Below are 19,965 nucleotides of genomic sequence, written 5' to 3' on the forward strand. Positions count from 1 at the left end.
AAATTTGTTCCCGCCCCCGCTTCTGCTCCCGAAAAAAAATCGGGGAGCATCTCGCTTTGGTCGGGTTTAGGTGGCTTATGTAGTAGCACTATTTTGCGTTTATAAACCCAATTGGAGCGGCAGCCGCCGATTTAAGCATCTGTATTTGTTTTTCTAGGTATGCTTGCATGTTGCACAGATTTCTTCGGCGCTACAGCGGAAAGTGGGACTGCTGTTTCCAATGAAAAACCTCCGTTAATTTTCAAAGCATTTCATTTAAAAGATCAATCATTAAACTTTTGTATTGTATTGATAAATTATTTTCTACATTTGCCCCATCATTAGGGGTGCCTTGTTTGTTATAAACACAAAAACGGGCTGAGATCATACCCATTGACTTTTTGATAACCAAATCAAAATAAACAATTTCCAAACGTTTGAAAATTGAATTTTGATTATTGGAATTTTAAGGTCATACACCTGATCCGGGTAATGCCGGCGTAGGGATTGGAGTTATGGAAGTTTAACTGAAATCGGGAGTACCCCTATTTCCGATGGGTTTAACTAAAAACAAAAACATTGAAAAATTTACTTTTTGCAGCGCTTGTTGCAATGTTGCCTTTCCTTGCATTGGCACAAAATTCGGTTACGGGAAAAGTAACGGATAACAACCTGAATGCGTTGCCTGGCGCAACCATCAAAATTAAGGGACAAAGAACTGCTGTGGTTAGCGATGCTAATGGAGATTACACCTTAGGTAATTTAGCCAATGGTAATTATTACGTTTCGGTAAGTTACGTAGGTTACAAAACCCAAGACAAATCTTTGGTGCTTACCGGAAATGCAACCTTAAATTTTGCCCTGACTCAACAAAATTTCTTGGCAGATGAAGTGGTGGTTAGCGCAACTCGTGCTTCTAAAAATTCGGCTACAACTTTTCGCAACCTCGATAAAGCGGAACTGGCCAAGAACAACCTCGGACAAGATTTGCCCTACTTATTAAATCAAACGCCATCAATCGTGGTAAGTTCTGATGCGGGTGCAGGCGTTGGTTATACAGGCATGCGCATTCGTGGTAGTGATGCAACGCGTATTAATGTAACCTTAAATGGCATTCCGCTAAATGACGCAGAAAGCCAAGGAAGTTTCTTTATCAATTTGCCAGACTTAGCTTCTTCGGTTGATAATATTCAAATCCAACGTGGTGTGGGTACTTCTACAAATGGCGCTGGTGCTTTCGGCGGAAGTCTAAACATTCAAACCACCACCCGTCGAGATTCTGCTTATGCCGAACTCAAGAATACTTACGGTTCTTACAATACTTGGAAAAATACGGTTAGTGTAGGTTCTGGCTTAATTACCAATAAGTTTACTTTCGATGGTCGTTTATCGAGGATTAAATCTGATGGCTACGTAGATCGTGCCTCGTCAAATTTAAAATCGTTCTTTGTTTCGGGTGCGTATTATGGGAAAAAAGATATTCTTCGTGCCAACGTTTTCAGCGGAACGGAAAAAACCTATCAGGCTTGGAATGGAATTGATGAGGAAACTTTAAAAACAGATCGTACCCACAACGATTTTACTTATGATAATCAGACAGATAATTATCAGCAAGATCACTATCAGTTATTTTATACTCGAAACATTACCAATCAGTTAGTAGCAAATGCCGCTTTGCATTATACTTATGGCAGAGGCTATTACGAAGAATTTAAAGACGATCAAAGCTTGGCGAAATATGGTATTCCCGCGGTTGTGATTGGTGGCGTAACTCAAAATACTTCAGATCTTGTCCGCAGACTTTGGTTGGATAATGATTTTTATGGCGTTACTTATTCCTTAAACTACACACCCAGCAATAAACTAAACTTTGTTTTAGGCGGAGCTTACAATGAATACAAGGGCAAACATTTCGACGAAGTGGTTTGGGCACAGTTTGCCAATTACGATGGAAGTGGATCTATCCGTCATAGATATGATGATAACGATGCTTTTAAAACGGACTTCAATATTTTCGGTAGGGCAAATTATCAGGTAGATCAATTTAACTTTTTTGCCGATTTACAATACAGAAGAGTTTATTATTCTTATTTCGGTATCGACCCGAACGGAACACCTGCGCAGCAAAATGCGACCTTAAATTTCTTTAATCCGAAAGCGGGCATAACTTATAATATCAATGAAAAAAGTAATGTTTACGCATCAATTGCCGTAGGAAATAAGGAACCAAACAGAAATGACTTTACTGATTCGGATATTAACAGCAGACCAAAACCAGAAAACTTAAAAGATATTGAGGCTGGATACCGCACTCAATTTTCTAACTTATCTTTTGGTGTAAATGGTTTTGCCATATTTTATAGAGATCAGCTTATTAATACCGGAAAGCTGAATGATGTAGGTGGACAAACGCGACAAAACGTTCCCGATAGTTACCGAGCAGGCATTGAGTTTGATGGAAAATGGCAAATTTTGAAACAACTTTCATGGGCTGCAACAGCAACTTTGAGTAGAAATAAAATCAAGAATTTCGAGGAATATATTTACGATGAAGATCCTGCAGCTTTTACCGCTACGGTGGTGAATAACTACAAAAACACAACGATTGCATTTTCACCATCAATCATTGCATCGAGCGAAATTAATTACAATGTTCTACCCAATGCAAGTATTGCCTTACTCAGTAAATATGTGGGTAAACAGTATTTGGACAATACTTCAGCCGATAGCCGTACACTTTCTAGCTTCTTTGTTAACGATATTCGTTTGGCTTACAACACACCTTTAGCAGGAATAAAAAATGTTGGTTTGAGCTTACTTATCAATAATGTTTTCAGCAAACTTTACGAAAGCAACGGCGGTACTTATCCTTATCTATATGGTGGAAATTTAGATCGATTTAATTACTATTACCCACAAGCTACCAGAAACTTTTTGTTAAGTTTAAATGTGAAATTTTAAAAAGAGCAAAGAATAAAGTTTAGTACTTTCGTCATTGCGAGGCACGAAGCAATCTTAATGCGGTTGAAATAAAACCCATAGTAGTAAGATTGCTTCGTGCCTCGCAATGACGATTTTTATATAATCATGAAATACATCGAAAAACTTCAATACATCACACACGATATCCCGCACTTAACTCATATTGAGCAAGCACAACTTGCCTGCGAAGCTGGCGCAAAGTGGATTCAATACCGCTGTTTAAGCAAAGCTGATGATGAACTTTTGAAAGATATAAATGCCATTGCCGAAATTTGCGACGACTGGGGAACCACATTAATCGTTACCGATCATATTCATTTAAACGGAAAGGCAGATATTCAAGGATTTCATATTGAGGATATGAACGCTGATTTTATTGCCTTAAGGAAATTTGTTGGTGATGATATTACCTTAGGTGGATCTGCAAACACAGTTGAAGATTTAATTAGATTGGCAAATGAGGGCGTAGACTACGCTGGCTTTGGGCCTTTTGCCATTACCGAAACAAAACCAAATAGCTATTCTCTATTAAGTTTGCAAGCATATATAGATGCCGCGAATAAACTTGATCAGCTGAAAATAACATTGCCCGTTCTTGCGGTTGGTGGAATAAAAATCTACGATGTTGAGGCAATAATGCAAACACGAATTTTTGGTATCGCCGTTTCTGGCGCCATTAATTTTGCTGATGATTTTATTGAGGCTTATCAAGATTTTTATGAGGCGGTTAAACTTTAATCTTGCTAATTGATTCTCGATACTTTAATTTCTATCTTCGCAATATGTCATCACATCACATTGTAAAAGAAAAACAAGAGCCTGCTTTATATATCGACGAGCTTGGTAATTTTAACGAAGAACTTTTAGGTCAGCTTTTAGAGTGGAGCCCAACGCTTTTGGTTAATGCGGAAAACTATGACAAAATATTTTCTCTTGGCTTAAAGGTTGATGTTTTGGTCAATGGAAATAATCAGGAAACCCAAGAAGACACCAAAGTTATTCAAGGCCCGGTTGATGCCTTAATGGTTGCGATAAATTATTTATATGAGGAAAAGTATCCTGCTGTAAACGTAATTACCAATAAATTCGATTTAGAAAGATTCGCAGGTTTTAGCGATAAAATTAATTTGGTTGTGTTTACTTCGAAGGCAAAATATTACACCATAAAATCTGGCTTTTCTGTATGGAAACCCGCAGGAAGTGAGTTTAATATTATGGGGAATTCTTATTTGGAAGTAACGAATTTAATGCAGGATGATGATGAGATTTACAGGGTTGTAAACGATGGTTTTGTAGAATTTACTTTTGCTGGACAACCAATTTTTATCGCCGAGCCATTATTATGATTACACTTAAGAAAGCCAAAGAGCAAGACATAGAAATGATTAGAGAAATAGCTGCGGCAACTTGGCCAAGTGCTTATCTCGATATTATCGGGCAAAATCAGATTGATTACATGCTCGATAAAATGTACAATAAAGGTGAGTTGCTTAAACAATTTATGGAAGGGCACATCTTCTTAATTGCTGAAGAAGGAACGCAGGAATATGGCTTTGCTGGTTATTCCATTATAGATCACGAAGCACGTATTTATAAACTCCATAAGCTGTACGTTTTGCCCACCGCCCATGGAAAAGGTGTTGGGAAGCTCTTAATCAATGAAGTTTTCAATCAAGTTAAAGCCGCCGGTGGTTCTGCTTTACAACTCAATGTAAATAAAAGTAATAAGGCCAAAGATTTTTACTCAAAAGCAGGCTTTACATTAAAAGAATCGGTAAAGTTAGATATTGGCGGAGGTTATTTTATGGATGATTATGTAATGGAATACCAATTTTAATTATCGATTATAAGAAAATACCGCTGAAGTATATTTATTACAGCATTTTGCGTTAGGGATTGCAGTGGAAATCCTTTTTTGAGGCTTTTTCTGCCTCAAAAAAGATTGCAACGGAAAGCCCGACCCTTGTGGTAACGCCCAAATTTTTAAAATATAAATGCAGTTAATTTTAGAATTAAAGCGGAAAATGCTTTTGTTTTATAATGCAGCTTTAATTCTTCATTCTACCTTGCTCAGATTCTGTACCAGTTGCACGGCGACGGGCAGGCTTAATTTCATTCTTACCAAAGCGATAAGTAAAACTTATTCTACCAATCTGGCTTTCGTTTTTTTGGTGAACGTAATAGCTCAAACCTGGGTAAGCACTCGATAAATTATTTTCAGACATGTTAAAAACATCTGATAATGCAAGCTTTAAACTTGCTTTTTTATTGAATAACGATTTGCTTAAACCCGCATCAATATAATAACGAGCCTTCAAACTTAAGGTTCCATAATCTAAAGGCGATTCGTAGCTTCCGCTTAATTCTCCAGTAAAGCCACTTACAATGGTAAAGGTTTGTTGAGATTTAAACTGGAAAGATGTTTTTCCAGTTTTCAAAGGGCTTCCCGCTAAGTCAGGTGCTTCAAAACTTAAGTAAAAAACGTTTAAATTATTATTGGTTTGCCACCATTTAGTAATCTGAACGGGTATGTTTAAATTGGCGTTGTAACTGATGTTTTTGGCGATATTTGCGTTGGTTTGGTACAATGCCTTTTGAGCTTCATCGGGTAAAAGCACTTCAGTAATTACATCATTAACCCTACTGTAACCTAATGAAAGCATATATTTTTGCATAAAAGTATAGCTAACCTCAAAATTATGCGTGTATTGTGGATTCAAAAACGGGTTACCTTTGTTATAAGTGTACTGATCCAGATAGTACACAAATGGATTCAATGCATCGTAACTTGGGCGATCGATTCTTCTACTGTACGAGAAACCTAACTGATTGTTTTTAGACAAGTTTTGTTGAACAAATAGGGTGGGGAAAAAATCCCAATAACTTCTTTCAACCACGGTATTGGTGGTAATTAAATTTCCTTTCGAGTTGGTTTGTTCTATCCTTAAACCAAGCTGAATGCTGGTGTTTTTAAACTGTTTATTAAGGTTAGAATAAATTGCATTTACGTTTTCATCATAAACGAATTGATTGCTGCGGCGTAAATCATTTTGCCAATTATTGTTTATAAATTCCTCAGCCTGCAAATCGTTATCAGTTTTTACCCAACTGCTCTTTACCCCAGCTTCTAACTTAACGGTTTTGCTTAACGAAACATTATAATCTACCTTAAAAGCCTTTATATCGATTTTCGATGGTGTATTATTTCTAATGTAGTTAATTGGGCGAATCCTATTTCCGTTGGCGAATAGATAATCATTTTCGTAATCTGAACCATCATTACCGTTATATTTAGAATAATCTAAATCGGCAGAAAGCTCTGAACCAGCGGTATCTAATACCGATTTGTAATTCACATTGTAAGCAATGTTATTGTATTTTGTAGTTTGTAAACTGTTAGATATTAAAGAAGAATCTACTTTTTGAAATGATGGGCCAATCAAGGTATTTGTTGCTGCAGCCTCAGTTCCACGATTAAAATAACCATTTACAAGCACGCCGATAGTATTTTTCTTATCGATAAAATAATCCAATCCCGCCTTAAAATTATTATTGTTTTGTTTTCTAACGCTTACACCAGCTTGCATAAAATAAGTATCTGGAGCTCCGTTCGAGATACGATCGATGGTTATTAAGTTCTCACGCTTGGTTTTTCCATAATTGTAATTGCCAAAAAAGTTTAATTTCTGTGTTCGGTGGTTTAAGTTTAACCCTGCGTTTCCACGAAAATTCTTACCATAGCCAGCAGTTGCATTTGCACTACCGTTTGTTCCACCATTTTTACTTTTCTTGGTTTTAATATTGATGATTCCCGAATTTCCAGAAGCATCGTATTTGGATGATGGATTGGAAATTAACTCTATGGTTTCTATTTCCGAACTTTGCATATTCCGAAGAAGATTGGCTACATCGGCGCTGCTCATGTAGGTTTGCTTTCCATCTAACTGAATTAAAACACCTTGTTTACCCAACATCGAAATCTTATCATTTTGATCTACCGAAACACCAGGTGCTTTCTGCAAAAGTTCCAATGCTGTGGATCCAACAGCGATAGAACTATTAGAAACATTCATCACCACCTTGTCCATTTTACGCTCAATTAATGGCTTGGTTACTGCAACGCTCACTTCTTTTAACGTTTGTGTGTTGGTACTTAGTTGAGCTGTTTCAAAATCTATTTTTTGATTAGCATCGCTAATGGATAAAACCTTACTTTTGATGGTTTTATAACCCATATTACTGGCTTTATAAAAATACTCACCCTTGGTAGAAATAGCAAAACCAAACATTCCAGATTGATCTGTAAATGCAGTTTTAACTACACTAGAATCCGAAGCTTTTAAAAGTACAACAGTTACATAATCTGCCGGTTGTTTATTTTCATCTAAAATGATTCCAGTGATGTTTGCTTTCGGAGCAGTTTGGGCAAAGGCATTAAAAGCTGTAAAAATTGATGCAATAATTAGTGATAATTTGTATAAAGTTTTCATGGGTCTTATCTTTTAAATTTTAAAAATTGGGCAAAAAGATTTCCATAACACGCTTGCGAGTGCTTTCGCATTTTTATGCGCTATGTTTTTAAAGCTTAGCTCGGAACGAAAGGTTCCTGTTGTTTAGTTATAAATAAGACGACCGTTTTTCTGAAAGGTTACAGAAAGAAATAAAAAAATCAGAATGACATATTTCGACCGATCGAATCTTTTCTATTTTTAGAAAGTGAAGGCAAGTAAATCTTGGCAAATTAAGCCCTGCCATCTGCTCCAATCTTTTAAAAGCAACGGTTTGAAAATCAATGAATGCAAGACTAATTTTAAAAGGATTTCCGCTACTGTCAGGCTTATTTAACGAAGTAATTGCATAAAAAAACCGCAGATTTGCAGTGGAAAAATCTGCGAATCTGCGTCCCATTTATTTAAGATGAATTGTTATTTTACCCCCAAAACGTCAACGCCTTGTTCAAAAACAACATCAACAGGAATATTCTTGCGGGTTAATCTATCTAAATCTTTTTGCAACGCTGCCGGAACAATTGCTTTTTCCTTTTGCGCTTTTTCAACAGCAACCTTATCGCCATTACCTTGCAAGGTGATAATGAAAGCACTTAAATCGTTCATCGCAGTAGCAAATTTTTCAAAGTTTACTTTGTAGGTTCCCTTAGCAGTTCGCTCAAATGCGCCTTTTTCCTGAAAATAGTTAAAGCATTGCATATTGGCTTTTCCATGTGCCTCCGAAACGCCAAATCGTACTGAACGTAATATGCCAGCCATAAAAGTGGTATAATAATCCTTAATATCGCCTTGTAGCTCGCCTTTTTTGAGTAAGCCCGTAACCATATATAATCCTAAAACATCGGCCTTACCTTCCTCTAACCAACTATATTGTTCTTTTAAAGCTTCGCGAACAAAACCTTTTCCTGTAATTGTTTTTTTAATTCCTAAGCCGTGGGCAACCTCGTGAAACATTACGTTAGCAAAAAAGGCATCAAACTTAATGTATTTCTGTTGATCGGCATCAATCAATTCTTTTGAAATAGGCACAAGAATCTTATCGAATTTGGCCTGCATTGCATTTTTCAATTGCGATCTACGGGTTCCTTTTTCCTGTTGAATTTTTTCATCGTTTGGCAAGTTAACGGCAATCGTTTTTGATCCTGCGTTACAATCTCCAGCATAGTAAACAACATCGTAGGCATTTAATTCCGAATCTGTTCCTGGCGTTTCTGTTTTATATTTCGCTGCAACAGGTAAGTTTTTTTGAAGTTCTGGCAACATTTTAACATATTTTGCTAAACGCTTGCTCCATTCCTTATCCTTAATTAAAACATAAGCTTCATAGCTGGTACGGGCATTAAAAAGTTTATCCTCATAATTTTCAATCGGACCGATGATGATATCCAGTCCATTGGTTTTCATATCCAGCCAAGCATAATCGCTGGCGGTAAAATTATCAGTTACCAAGGCATCAGCCCTTAGGTTTAAGTATTTTTTCAGTCCCGCATCTTCAGTAATCAGGGCAGCTTGCTTTAATAAAGAACTCGCCTTTTGTAATTCTGAAGCAAATAATACATGGTAAGGAACGGCGCTCAGTTTACCCGTGCTGTCTTTTTGTATAACAGAATAGGCGCCGAATTTATCGGCCAGATCAGATTTCTCGATCTCTGCTTTTGTAATTCCGTAAGGATAAAACGACGCACCTTCTGGTTTGGCACCAACGCCTGCCACAAATGGTTTTTCATTGTTTAATCTATCCCATGGACCATAATTAATATTTACAAAATCGCGGGTTTTTTCATCTTTAATAGTAGCCAATAAACTATCGCGTTGCGGATAGGCCTGTTTCCAATACAATTCGTCCATAATCTCGGCTGCCTGAATCAGTAGTGGCAAAATCTTACGATCATTAACACTTAATTGGTTAATGTTGGTGGTTAATTTTACCCTTTCATAAATTGGCAATCGTTGTGCGACATAATTAGTAAGGCTATCTTTTTGAACAACAACGGCCGTATTATCATTGGGTTTATCTGTATTGGTACAACCAGAGAGTAATCCTGTTGAAATGGCTATTGCCGATAAAAATATAGTGGGTTTGTATAATTTCTTCATTGTTAAATCGATATCGGCACTAAATTAGTAAAAATTGAAAGCTTTGTATAAAGTTTGATGCATTGGATGAACTTTCGCATAACTTTGTAACTTCATTAAATAAAAATTTCAGTATGTCATCTCTTAATTTCCCTAAATATTCATCTGTTTTTGTAGTTACGCTAATCATTTTTCTTTCTTCCTGTGGATCTAGCAAATACGCCGCTACTGAGAAAATTTACAAACAAAAATCAAAGGATTTCTCTAAAATCATCAGTAGCACACCGCCAGTTGGTCAACTTTACGATTCATTAAGTGCAACAAACCAAGAATGGGTTGGTTCTGTAAATTTTGGGATACGTAAACCGAATTTTGTTGTTATCCATCATACTGCCCAAGATAGTTTGGCGCAAACCATCAAGACATTCTTCTCTACCAAAGCAGGCACTAGCGCACACTATGTAATCAGTCGCGATGGAAAAGTTGTACACATGGTTAACGATTATCTTCGAGCAAACCACGCTGGCGTAAGTAAATGGGGAAAAGATACCGATTTAAATTCTTCATCTATAGGAATAGAATTGGATAATAATGGTATTGGCGATGTTTGGCAAGATGCCCAAATTAATAGCTTAATTAAATTGTTGGCAACGCTAAAGAAAGCCTATAATATACCAACAGCAAATTTTATTGGTCATGCCGATATTGCGCCAGGCCGTAAAAATGATCCAAAAAATTTTCCATGGAAGAAATTGGCTGATAAAGGTTTTGGCTTTTGGTATGATGATATTTTAAAAAACCCGCCATTAGACTTTAATACGGAAATGGCGTTAAAATACATTGGTTATAATACAGCGAACTTGCCGGCGGCCATCGAAGCATTTAAAATTCATTTTATACAATCAGATATTACCAAAACATTAACACCTGTAGATATTTTGGTGTTGTATAATGTTTATATGAAATATTAAGAAACAAAAGCCCTTGAAGATCATTCAAGGGCTTTCGTTTTTATTTAGAGGCTTCTGCAATTGCCCGCTCTAAGATTTCATCTCTGCCTTCGGTTATTCCTTTTATAGTTTGCTCAACATAAATATTCGGAATAATTCCTACACCATGATGTTGAGAGCCATTATGTTTCAATACTTTCATTCCAGTAAACCACATACTGTAACCACCAGGAAGGCTTAGTGAATTTACATTACCATTTGTGCCTGCAGTGGGTTGCCCAATAATAGTGGCCAGTTTATAATGTTCAATAAAACTCATATAACTTTCAGCATAACTGATGGCACGACCATCTATTAAGAAAAATATTTTAGCGTTCAAATGTGGGCTTTTGGCTTTGAGAGGCCAGCGTTCATTTTGATAAGTGATGGGCTTTTCCTGATCTGGGTAGATGATCTGTGGGATTTGCATCCACCTCGAAGAGGTATCATCCTTTACCATTAAATATTCGATTAAACCTGTATTGTCGGTCGGGTAGCCGCGTAAATCGCATATAATGGCTTTGCTATTTTTCAATAATTCGATTGAGTCATCAATCATTTTCATTTTCGCATCACTAATGCTGATGTAAGTGATGTTGTTACCCAATGATTTAATAGCTTCTTGTTTAACAGACTCTGTGTTATATGACGATGAATGGATTTTTCTAGTCGTATTTACTTTTTGCCCTCCTGATAAAACAATATTAATTGGCGTATCTTTTACTCCAATTAATGATTCAGTTTTTGCCCTATGATTAAGGTATCCAGGGGTAGCGGCAGAAATGTATTCATAAACATTCTGGAAATATTTCAGGGCATCCTGGCCATTTATTTTTTCTACAACATCGCCCTTTTGTAACTTCAGTGTAGAACCCACTACCGATTTTATAACTAATTTATTCTCAATCAAATCCCAAGAAAATGGTGGATAGTATTGGCTTTTATCTCCGGTATACCAAACACCTATATGTCCATCCTTTAATTTTGCAGTCATTTTTTTTAGTGTGTTTGCAAATTCTAAACTCGACTTACTATTATAGCATTCAACCAAAGCTTTTTCTAAATCGGCATTCCAATCAGTTTTAGCCACATCAAAATAAGGGAAAAAGTGTTGGAAAACATTCCAAGTATTGATAATATTCCCCAATCTCAAGTAAAGATTTTGAGCAGTTAACTGATCTTTAGGAACACCATTTATAGTCGATAATACTTGTTTCACTTTTACACTGTCTGTAAATGGAAAGGTTTGCGTTTTAGTTCCGTAAAGTACAATTGGAACAAATATTTTTAAATTTCTGCTGATTGACTTTCCTACATATTCACCAAAATTAGCGTGTCTATCAAAAGGTTTAATATCTACGGTTTCGCTATCAATTATATTTAGCGGACTGGCAACCTCTGCAAACTTATTCTGTTCATCGCCGTTAATTGCAAAAACATACTTAGCATTTTGAATACTCGATCTTCCTGTAGAAACTGAAATTGTTTTTGGTTCATCTCCAATCGTTTCACTTTCAAAATCTCTGCTATAAATTTCCTTGCCATCAACTTTCAAAGATAAATCGTCTATGGCGAATTTACCACGATCAACCAAGAATGCTCCAAATACTACTTGTTTTGCATCCTCGTTAATTGTACCTTTAATTTCGAAATTTTGCCAGCTCTTACTAATAATAGGGCGGCTATCCATATTCTCAAAAAATCCCATCTGTCCATTTTGTCTATCTACCCTAAACCAAAATTGACCTTGTCCTTCTTCACTAAGCACTTTTCCTCTTCCAGATAATACAAACGTTTTTCCTTTTAAATCTTTTGCGTCTATCAACGTACTTAAATTTCCAAAGCCAGTAAATTTGTTTTTAAAAACAGTTTGTCTATTTCTTCTCACACTTTGATATAAACTTCGTTTATCCTTAAGCAAGCCTACACCTAAATGCTGCCAACTTATTTCTTTATAACCAACAGTGTCTTTAGGCTTTAAATTTGACGGAAAAGTTATTTCCTCAGTTGTAGATATTATTTGTACACCTGGCATTAGCACATTGGCAAGGGCATTTAAACTGTCTTTAAGTTCGCCAGTGGTTTTGCACTTATCTACTTTTTGACTACCGTACAATGCAAATTTATCCCAATCAATTTTATCGGCATCATCACCCGGATAAAAATATTTTACATAACCGTAAAATTTGGCAAATGCCATTTGGTTTTCAATTTGCTTTTGCGATTGAGCAAAACATGCACATCCTAAAAATAGAAGTAGGGCGGTTGAGATTGTTTTCATAGAGAATGATTAGTTATCGCAATTTAATCATCTCTTGATTAACTATTTGTTAAAAAATGCTAAACTGCTTACAGAAATGCGCATCCATAAAATTAAAAAAAACACGGATAAATCTGTGTTTATCCGTGTGTGTATTATTTACAAAGCCTTTCCTCTTGGGGAGGGTTGGGTGGGGCTTTAATTCGGTTTCTTAAACGTATCCTTTAGCGTTACTGTTCTATTAAAAACCAATTTATCAGCGGTAGAATCTCTATCTAAACAGAAATAACCCTTACGAATAAACTGGTAACGACTCTCCAAATCTGCATCTGCTAAAGCAGGTTCAATGTATGCGTTAGGAAGAACGGTTAAACTTTCAGCATTCAAATAATCCTTAAAATCGCCTTCTTCTGCATCTGGTGTTTCTGAAGTGAACAAACGATCGTATAAACGAATTTCAGCAGTTTTTGCATGCGGCGCACTTACCCAATGAATTGTTCCTTTAACATTAATTCCGCTGGTATCGTTTCCACTTTTCGATTCTGGAATATATGTGCAATGAACTTCAGTTACGTTTCCGTTTTCATCCTTTACAAAATCCTCACACTTAACAATGTAGGCGAATTTTAAGCGAACGTTAGCTCCAGGTGCCAAACGAAACCATTTTTTCGCCGGAACTTCCATAAAATCTTCACGCTCAATCCAAAGTTCTTTGCTAAATGGAATAACACGTGTGCCACCACCATCTTCCGCTTCGGGATTATTTTCGCCTATTAAATCTTCAGTTCCTTTTTCGTAGTTGGTAATGATTAATTTAATTGGATCCAAAACCGCCATAACGCGATTTGCCGATTTGTTCAAATCCTCACGAATACAAAATTCCAATAAGCTCAATTCGATTAGGTTTTCGCGTTTTGCTATTCCAATACGTTCACAAAACTCACGAATACTTTTAGGAGTAAATCCTCTTCTACGCAAGCCTGAAATGGTAGGCATACGTGGATCATCCCATCCGTTAACTAAATTTTCGTTAACCAATTGAAGCAATTTGCGTTTACTCATTACTGTCGAAGTAAGGTTTAAACGGGCAAACTCATATTGTTTTGATGGAAAAATCTCCAGTTTTTCAATGAACCAATCGTACAGTTCACGATGCGAAACATATTCTAAAGTACAAATCGAATGCGTAATGTTTTCGATGCTATCGCTTTGTCCGTGGGCGAAATCGTACATTGGGTAAATGCACCATTTATTGCCTGTACGGTGATGTTCAGCATGTTTAATTCGATAAATAATCGGATCACGCATGAGCATATTCGTGCTCGTCATATCAATTTTAGCCCTTAAAATATAATCGCCATCCGCAAATTCACCGTTTTTCATTCTGGTAAAAATGTCTAAATTCTCTTCTATACTGCGGTTGCGATAAGGACTATCTTTGCCAGGTTCTGTTGGCGTTCCCTTTAAAGCTGCAATTTCATCAGCAGAACTTTCATCAACATAGGCTAAACCTTTTTCGATTAATTTTACCGCAAACGAATACAACTCATCAAAATAATCTGATGCATATAATTCATTTTTCCAGTTAAAACCTAACCATTTAATATCTTCTTGCTGGCTATTTACGTATTCTGTTTTCTCAGTTACCGGATTGGTATCATCAAAACGCAGGTTGGTGTAACCGCCGTATTTTTGTGTTAGTCCGAAATTTAAGCATATTGCTTTCGCATGGCCAATGTGTAAATAACCATTAGGTTCTGGCGGGAAACGCGTAACCAGGGTTTCATACTTGCCACTATTTAAGTCGTTCTCAACAATTTCTTCAATAAAGTTTAATGACTTCTCTTCACTCATAAAAACCTGTAAATTAGGATTGCAAAGGTAAAAAGATTGAGCGGATTTAGGTAATGATTATGGGTTTATTAGCTCATGGTTACTTGTTAATAGTATAAAACTATAAATCCACTATCTTTTTAGAGAAGCATAAAGTTCAAAACCATAACTATTGCTCATCAAACCATCAACTGTAAACCAAAATGAATACATTTACATCAACTTAATATTCTTTATGAGCAAAGTATTAAATCGACCAATACGCGTTTTAGTAGCAAAAGTTGGCCTAGATGGACACGATCGTGGCGCCAAGGTAATTGCCACTTCTCTTCGCGATGCTGGCATGGAAGTAATCTACACAGGCTTACGGCAAACGCCAGAAATGGTAGTAAACACAGCTTTACAGGAAGATGTTGATGCCATCGGAATCTCGATTCTATCAGGCGCACACATGACGGTTTTTCCGAAAATTATTCATTTTATGAAAGAAAAACAGTTGGATGATGTATTGTTAACTGGCGGAGGGATTATTCCAGAAAGTGATCGGGCCAAACTTGCAGAATTGGGTGTGGGCGAATTATTTCCTCCGGGAACAACGATGGCGAGCATAGTAGAATACATTCAGAATTGGGTTACAGAAAACAGAAACTTTTAAGTATGGCATACCAGAATTTATTATCAGAAGTAAAAGAAAATATACTCTATGTTACTATAAATAGAGAAAAGGCGTTAAATGCATTGAATAAGGATACATTGGCGGAATTGGCTGATGTAATTGCTTTTGCTGCTAAGACCGATGAAGTTAGAGGTGTAATTTTAACAGGCGCTGGTGAAAAGGCTTTCGTTGCTGGTGCAGATATTAAGGAATTTTCTGATTATAGCGGACAGCAAGGACAGGAGCTTGCCAAACATGGTCATGACTTGGTTTTTAATGCAATTGAAAATTCTCCAAAGCCATTTATTGCCGCCATTAACGGTTTTGCGTTAGGTGGAGGATTGGAGTTAGCCATGGCCTGCCACATGAGAATTGCTTCTGATAATGCTAAGCTGGGTTTGCCAGAAGTAACTTTAGGCCTAATTCCGGGTTATGGAGGAACACAGCGACTAACACAATTGGTTGGCAAAGGGAAAGCGATAGAAATGATTACTACGGCTTCTATGATTACAGCTGTTGACGCCGAAAAAATTGGACTGGTGAATTATGTTGTTCCCCAGATGGACTTAATTAGCAAGGCTCAAGAAATTTTAAATGTTATTAAGCAACGTGCACCACTTGCTGTAGCCGCTGCGATAAAATCGGTTGTAGCATCACTCAATGAAACCGATGGCTATGTAGTTGAAATTGAAGAGTTTGGAAAGTGCTTTGAAACTGAAGATTTTAAAGAAGGTGTATCTGCTTTCGTTGAGAAAAGGAGGGCAACCTTTATCGGAAAGTAGTGTCGGTGTCTTATTAATTCGGGTATTCAAAAAATAAAGTGTAGAAAAAATTTCCCGTTTTGATAATTCTTGAGTAATTATGTGCTATCTAAATTCTAATTTAAACACCTATTCTAACCATAAGTTAACGGGATTTTCTTAGAATAAAAAACAGATTTAATCTGATGAAAAAGAAGATACTTATAATTGACGATGAAGTAAATATTGGGCTCTTACTCTCAAAATTTTTAAATAGAAACGGTTTCGAGGTTTCTAATTCAATTACCGGAAGTTCGGCATTGGAAACAATGACTACCGAAAGTTTCGATTTAGTGCTTTGCGATTATCGTTTGGACGATACGGATGGCAGAGAAATCCTCATTAAGGTTAAAGAACTTTATCCAAAAACTGGTGTAATTATTATTACTGGCTACTCTGATATTAAGCTTGCCGTAGAGTTGATTAAACTTGGCGCTTATGATTACATCACTAAGCCATTGTATCCCGATGAAATATTAAATACCATTAACAAAGCCCTCGAAATGCAAAGAGCGCTTAATGAGAATAAAAGTTCATCAGGCAAAAAGAATAGTGCAGAATCAGAATCTGATTATGTAAATTATACTGAATACATCGACGGAAAGAGCGAGGTTTCTTCAACACTTCAGAAACAGATTCAGCTTATTGCCCCAACTTCTTACAGTATTATTTTAACGGGTAAAAGTGGTACCGGTAAGGAATGTGTTGCGAAAACCATTCATTTAAATAGTTTACGAAGAGATAAGCCCTTTGTTGCGATGGATTGCGGATCGCTAACCAAGGAGCTTGCAGGAAGTGAATTTTTTGGTCACGAAAAAGGCTCATTTACTGGTGCGCTTTACACCAAGATTGGCCACTTTGAGCAAGCAAATGGTGGCACATTATTTTTGGATGAAATTGGTAACCTATCTTACGAAATTCAGGCTACCTTGTTAAGAACCGTTCAAGAACGCAAGGTTAAACGTATTGGAAGCACAAAAGAAATCGACCTTGATGTTCGCATTATTGTTGCAACCAATGAAAATTTGGTAGATAATATTGGAAAGGGAACTTTTAGGGAAGATTTATATCATCGCTTCAACGAATTTTCGATTCATCTCCCATCGTTAAAAAACCGTGGAAATGATATCCTGATTTTTGCCGAAAAATTTCTAGCTGTTGCCAATCAAGAATTAAATAAGAATATTAGGGGTTTCTCGGATGGTGTTAAAGCCTGCTTTTTAAATTATGGCTGGCCAGGAAACGTTCGAGAATTAAAAAACGTAATTAGAAGAGTGGCACTATTAACTGATGGAACCGAAATCCAGGTAGATGTTTTGCCTTTAGAGCTTTCGAATTATATTAAGGATTACGACCGCGAAAGAATATTGAGCCAGGTGCGCCTAAAGTTGAGCGATAAACCAAAAGATTTAAAAAACGCTGCTCAAGAAGCTGAATATGATACTATTTTGAGTGTTCTAAAGGATGTAAATTTTAATAAGACAAAGGCAGCCAAAATTTTAAATATTAATAGAAAAACCCTTTACAATAAAATAAAAGCCATTAAGTTCGAAGAAGAGGAATAAATATAGAAAAGGGCAAAACAAATCTGCCCTTTTTTACATTTAATGGATACCACGCAGCTCCTTATGTCCGTATTCTCCTATAAGCAACGCAATAATATAAACCTTGTTATTATCATAGCACTTGGACTATTAATTGCATATTCTCTTCAAGGAATTTCAAGTGCCATACTAAGTACACTTGTTTTATACACCATTATGCGCCCCGCTTATATACATTTGGCCGAAATTAAAGGCTGGAATAAAAGGGTTGTAGCATTAGGCTTAATCACATTTAGTATTGTATTAATCATTCTTCCTTTCTATGCCCTAAGCAGCATGGTAATTAGTAAAATTTCGGAGCTCAAGAACAATGAGATCTTTTTTAAGAATCTCTTAGTTAAACTTCAACATCTTGTTCCGGTAAAAATTAATCAAGATTTAATACAGGAAGGGATGACTCGATTGGGAAATTGGGCAACGCAGCTATTTCCATCTCTAATATCGAGTGCAGTAAATATAATACTTAGCCTTTTGGTAATGTACTTTTTACTCTACTTCATGTTGATCGAGCGGAAAAAATTCGAGTTTTCGCTAATTAAATATGCCCCTTTCCGAGAACAAAATGCATTACGATTTGGAGACGAGATGAGGAATACAACTTATGCGAATGTTTTGGGACAAGGATTAATCTGCTTAGTACAAGGTTCATTAGTAAGCCTATCATTTTATGTGTTAGGCTATAAAGATCCTGTTTTTTGGGGCGTAATAACCACTTTTATATCATTCGTTCCGGTTTTAGGCCCACCCGTGGTGTTTGTTCCGGCAGCAATTTTGCAAATTGCAAACGGAAATAATTTTGCTGGTTGGGCCATGCTTATTTTTGGCTTTGTTGTGATCATCAATATCGATAATGTGCTAAGATTTGTTATTGCAAAAAAAGTTGGCAACATCCACCCAATAATTACAGTAATTGGCGTAATTATTGGTATTCCACTATTTGGAATTTTGGGGCTAGTTTTTGGCCCTTTACTATTATCTTATTTTATATTGCTTGTTAAAATTTATGAAACCAGCACGATGGCATCAGAAAGATTAGAAAGAATTAAAACAAATAGTGAACTTGGTGAGTTATAAACATAACTTAACAGTGAAATAATATAATAATTTTATATTGTACCTAATTGTTAAACCTTAAAATACATTAATTATGAATGATAACTCAAAAGTTGTAGTTGCGCTCTTAGCAGGATTAGCTGCTGGTGCCGCTTTAGGAATTTTGTTCGCACCAGATAAAGGTGATGAAACACGTGATAAATTAAGTCAATCTTTAAAAGATTTAGGAGATTCTATTAAAGATAAGGCTGCTGATGAAATTAATCACCTAGCTGGCTTAAAAGATAAGGTAGTAAGCTCAATCAAAACCAAATTGAGAAGCGTAGAAGAAGAATACAGCGACGACGTAGAGCACGCATAAAAATAATTATTGCATAGCCGGGCTTCCATAGCCCGGTTAAATCTCATCTGAATTATGCAGGAAAATAAAGATAAAAGTGTTGAAGACCTAATCGAAGATGCCAAAGGTTTCCTAGAGGCCAGGGTAGAATACACTAGGCTTTACATCGTAGAAAAGGCCTCAAAGATATTTGCCGATTTAGTTACAAGCACGGTAGTGATTGTGTGCTTCATTTTGGCTTTTTTGTTTGGCTCTGTTACACTTGCTCTATATTTATCTGATGTTTTAGGTAGTTATGCTGGAGGTTTTGGATGCGTTTCTTTGATCTACATTCTTATAGCCGTAATTGTTTATTTAACTAAGGATAAATACATAGAGAAAGCCATTATTAACGTGGCGATTAGAAAGTATTTTGATAAATTAGCAGATAAGGAGGAAGATGAGAAAGTATAACATCAGAAACCTCGATGATTTGCAAGCTGCTAAACTCGAGTTAAAGGTAGAATATACCTTAAAGCAAGACATGCTTAAAACAGATACGAAAACATTCTTTAAGCAATTTACACTTGGTGCTTTAATCAAACGTTATGCAACGCCAAGTAACTTGTTTAAAGCCGATGAAAAGTTGAATATTAGCGGAACCGCAATGTCATTATTGTTACCGCTATTTATGAACAAAACTCTTTTTAGAGGGGCGGGATTTTTAACTAAAGCCGCTGTTGGTTTGGTATCTGGTAAGGTTGGCAAATCTCTTGATGCCGAACATCTATCAGCAATTTTCAATTCTGTAAAAGGCTGGTTTGGCAAGAAAAGAGAAAAAAAAGATAAAAAGTTCATCGATTATGGCATTCCGCCAGATAGCGAGACTTATTAGCACATTGGTCAA

The 19,965-nt window shown here is 36.3% G+C and carries 16 protein-coding genes; 12 read left to right on the forward strand and 4 right to left on the reverse strand.

Annotation, left to right across the window (positions count from 1 at the left end; genetic code table 11):
• Window positions 1–591 precede the first annotated feature (591 nt).
• The 4 genes from EZ449_RS01990 to EZ449_RS02005 all read left to right on the forward strand — a co-directional run bounded on the left by EZ449_RS01990 (window position 592) and on the right by EZ449_RS02005 (window position 4,798).
• On the forward strand, window positions 592–2,940 hold the full coding sequence (locus EZ449_RS01990; RefSeq protein WP_165499678.1) for a TonB-dependent receptor: 2,349 nt from the start codon (window positions 592–594) through the stop codon (window positions 2,938–2,940).
• A gap of 126 nt (window positions 2,941–3,066) precedes the next feature.
• Complete coding sequence (locus tag EZ449_RS01995; protein WP_131556274.1) at window positions 3,067–3,699, forward strand: thiamine phosphate synthase; 633 nt, start codon at window positions 3,067–3,069, stop codon at window positions 3,697–3,699.
• Between the two features lie 44 nt (window positions 3,700–3,743).
• Entirely contained in the window at window positions 3,744–4,307 is a 564-nt protein-coding gene (locus EZ449_RS02000) for a thiamine pyrophosphokinase (protein ID WP_131556275.1), read from the forward strand.
• The gene (locus EZ449_RS02005; protein ID WP_131556276.1) at window positions 4,304–4,798 is read left to right on the forward strand and encodes a GNAT family N-acetyltransferase; all 495 of its coding nucleotides are present in this window, start codon (window positions 4,304–4,306) and stop codon (window positions 4,796–4,798) included. Before EZ449_RS02000 ends, EZ449_RS02005 begins: the two co-directional genes overlap by 4 nt.
• A gap of 211 nt (window positions 4,799–5,009) precedes the next feature.
• Here EZ449_RS02005 and EZ449_RS02010 read toward each other — a convergent pair whose 3' ends face one another.
• Both EZ449_RS02010 and EZ449_RS02015 read right to left on the reverse strand, forming a co-directional pair.
• Window positions 5,010–7,451: a TonB-dependent receptor domain-containing protein gene (locus EZ449_RS02010; RefSeq protein ID WP_131556277.1), complete on the reverse strand. Its 2,442-nt coding sequence runs from the start codon at window positions 7,449–7,451 to the stop codon at window positions 5,010–5,012.
• A gap of 435 nt (window positions 7,452–7,886) precedes the next feature.
• On the reverse strand, window positions 7,887–9,566 hold the full coding sequence (locus EZ449_RS02015) for a dipeptidyl-peptidase 3 family protein (RefSeq protein ID WP_131556278.1): 1,680 nt from the start codon (window positions 9,564–9,566) through the stop codon (window positions 7,887–7,889).
• A 113-nt stretch (window positions 9,567–9,679) separates the two neighbouring features.
• Here EZ449_RS02015 and EZ449_RS02020 point away from each other — a divergent pair, with 113 nt between their 5' ends.
• Complete coding sequence (locus EZ449_RS02020; RefSeq protein WP_131556279.1) at window positions 9,680–10,516, forward strand: N-acetylmuramoyl-L-alanine amidase; 837 nt, start codon at window positions 9,680–9,682, stop codon at window positions 10,514–10,516.
• Window positions 10,517–10,556: 40 nt separating this feature from the next.
• Here the strand turns inward: EZ449_RS02020 and EZ449_RS02025 are convergent, their stop codons facing one another.
• Both EZ449_RS02025 and EZ449_RS02030 read right to left on the reverse strand, forming a co-directional pair.
• Entirely contained in the window at window positions 10,557–12,815 is a 2,259-nt protein-coding gene (locus EZ449_RS02025) for a S41 family peptidase (RefSeq protein ID WP_131556280.1), read from the reverse strand.
• Between the two features lie 177 nt (window positions 12,816–12,992).
• Complete coding sequence (locus EZ449_RS02030; protein WP_131556281.1) at window positions 12,993–14,648, reverse strand: glutamine--tRNA ligase/YqeY domain fusion protein; 1,656 nt, start codon at window positions 14,646–14,648, stop codon at window positions 12,993–12,995.
• A gap of 214 nt (window positions 14,649–14,862) precedes the next feature.
• Here EZ449_RS02030 and EZ449_RS02035 point away from each other — a divergent pair, with 214 nt between their 5' ends.
• From EZ449_RS02035 to EZ449_RS02065, 7 genes are all read left to right on the forward strand, one after another.
• Window positions 14,863–15,282: a cobalamin B12-binding domain-containing protein gene (locus tag EZ449_RS02035; protein WP_131556282.1), complete on the forward strand. Its 420-nt coding sequence runs from the start codon at window positions 14,863–14,865 to the stop codon at window positions 15,280–15,282.
• A 2-nt stretch (window positions 15,283–15,284) separates the two neighbouring features.
• On the forward strand, window positions 15,285–16,064 hold the full coding sequence (locus tag EZ449_RS02040) for an enoyl-CoA hydratase/isomerase family protein (RefSeq protein WP_131556283.1): 780 nt from the start codon (window positions 15,285–15,287) through the stop codon (window positions 16,062–16,064).
• Window positions 16,065–16,228: 164 nt separating this feature from the next.
• Entirely contained in the window at window positions 16,229–17,647 is a 1,419-nt protein-coding gene (locus EZ449_RS02045) for a sigma-54-dependent transcriptional regulator (protein WP_131556284.1), read from the forward strand.
• A 63-nt stretch (window positions 17,648–17,710) separates the two neighbouring features.
• On the forward strand, window positions 17,711–18,760 hold the full coding sequence (locus tag EZ449_RS02050) for an AI-2E family transporter (protein WP_131556466.1): 1,050 nt from the start codon (window positions 17,711–17,713) through the stop codon (window positions 18,758–18,760).
• A 73-nt stretch (window positions 18,761–18,833) separates the two neighbouring features.
• Window positions 18,834–19,100: a YtxH domain-containing protein gene (locus EZ449_RS02055; protein ID WP_131556285.1), complete on the forward strand. Its 267-nt coding sequence runs from the start codon at window positions 18,834–18,836 to the stop codon at window positions 19,098–19,100.
• Window positions 19,101–19,154: 54 nt separating this feature from the next.
• On the forward strand, window positions 19,155–19,532 hold the full coding sequence (locus EZ449_RS02060; protein ID WP_131556286.1) for a phage holin family protein: 378 nt from the start codon (window positions 19,155–19,157) through the stop codon (window positions 19,530–19,532).
• Window positions 19,519–19,953, forward strand: coding sequence for a hypothetical protein (locus EZ449_RS02065; protein ID WP_131556287.1), 435 nt, complete (start codon window positions 19,519–19,521; stop codon window positions 19,951–19,953). The genes EZ449_RS02060 and EZ449_RS02065 overlap by 14 nt, the downstream gene beginning before the upstream one ends.
• Window positions 19,954–19,965: the final 12 nt, after the last annotated feature.

Source organism: Pedobacter frigidisoli (assembly GCF_004331675.1).
In the GTDB taxonomy this organism is placed as follows: Bacteria; Bacteroidota; Bacteroidia; order Sphingobacteriales; family Sphingobacteriaceae; genus Pedobacter; species Pedobacter frigidisoli.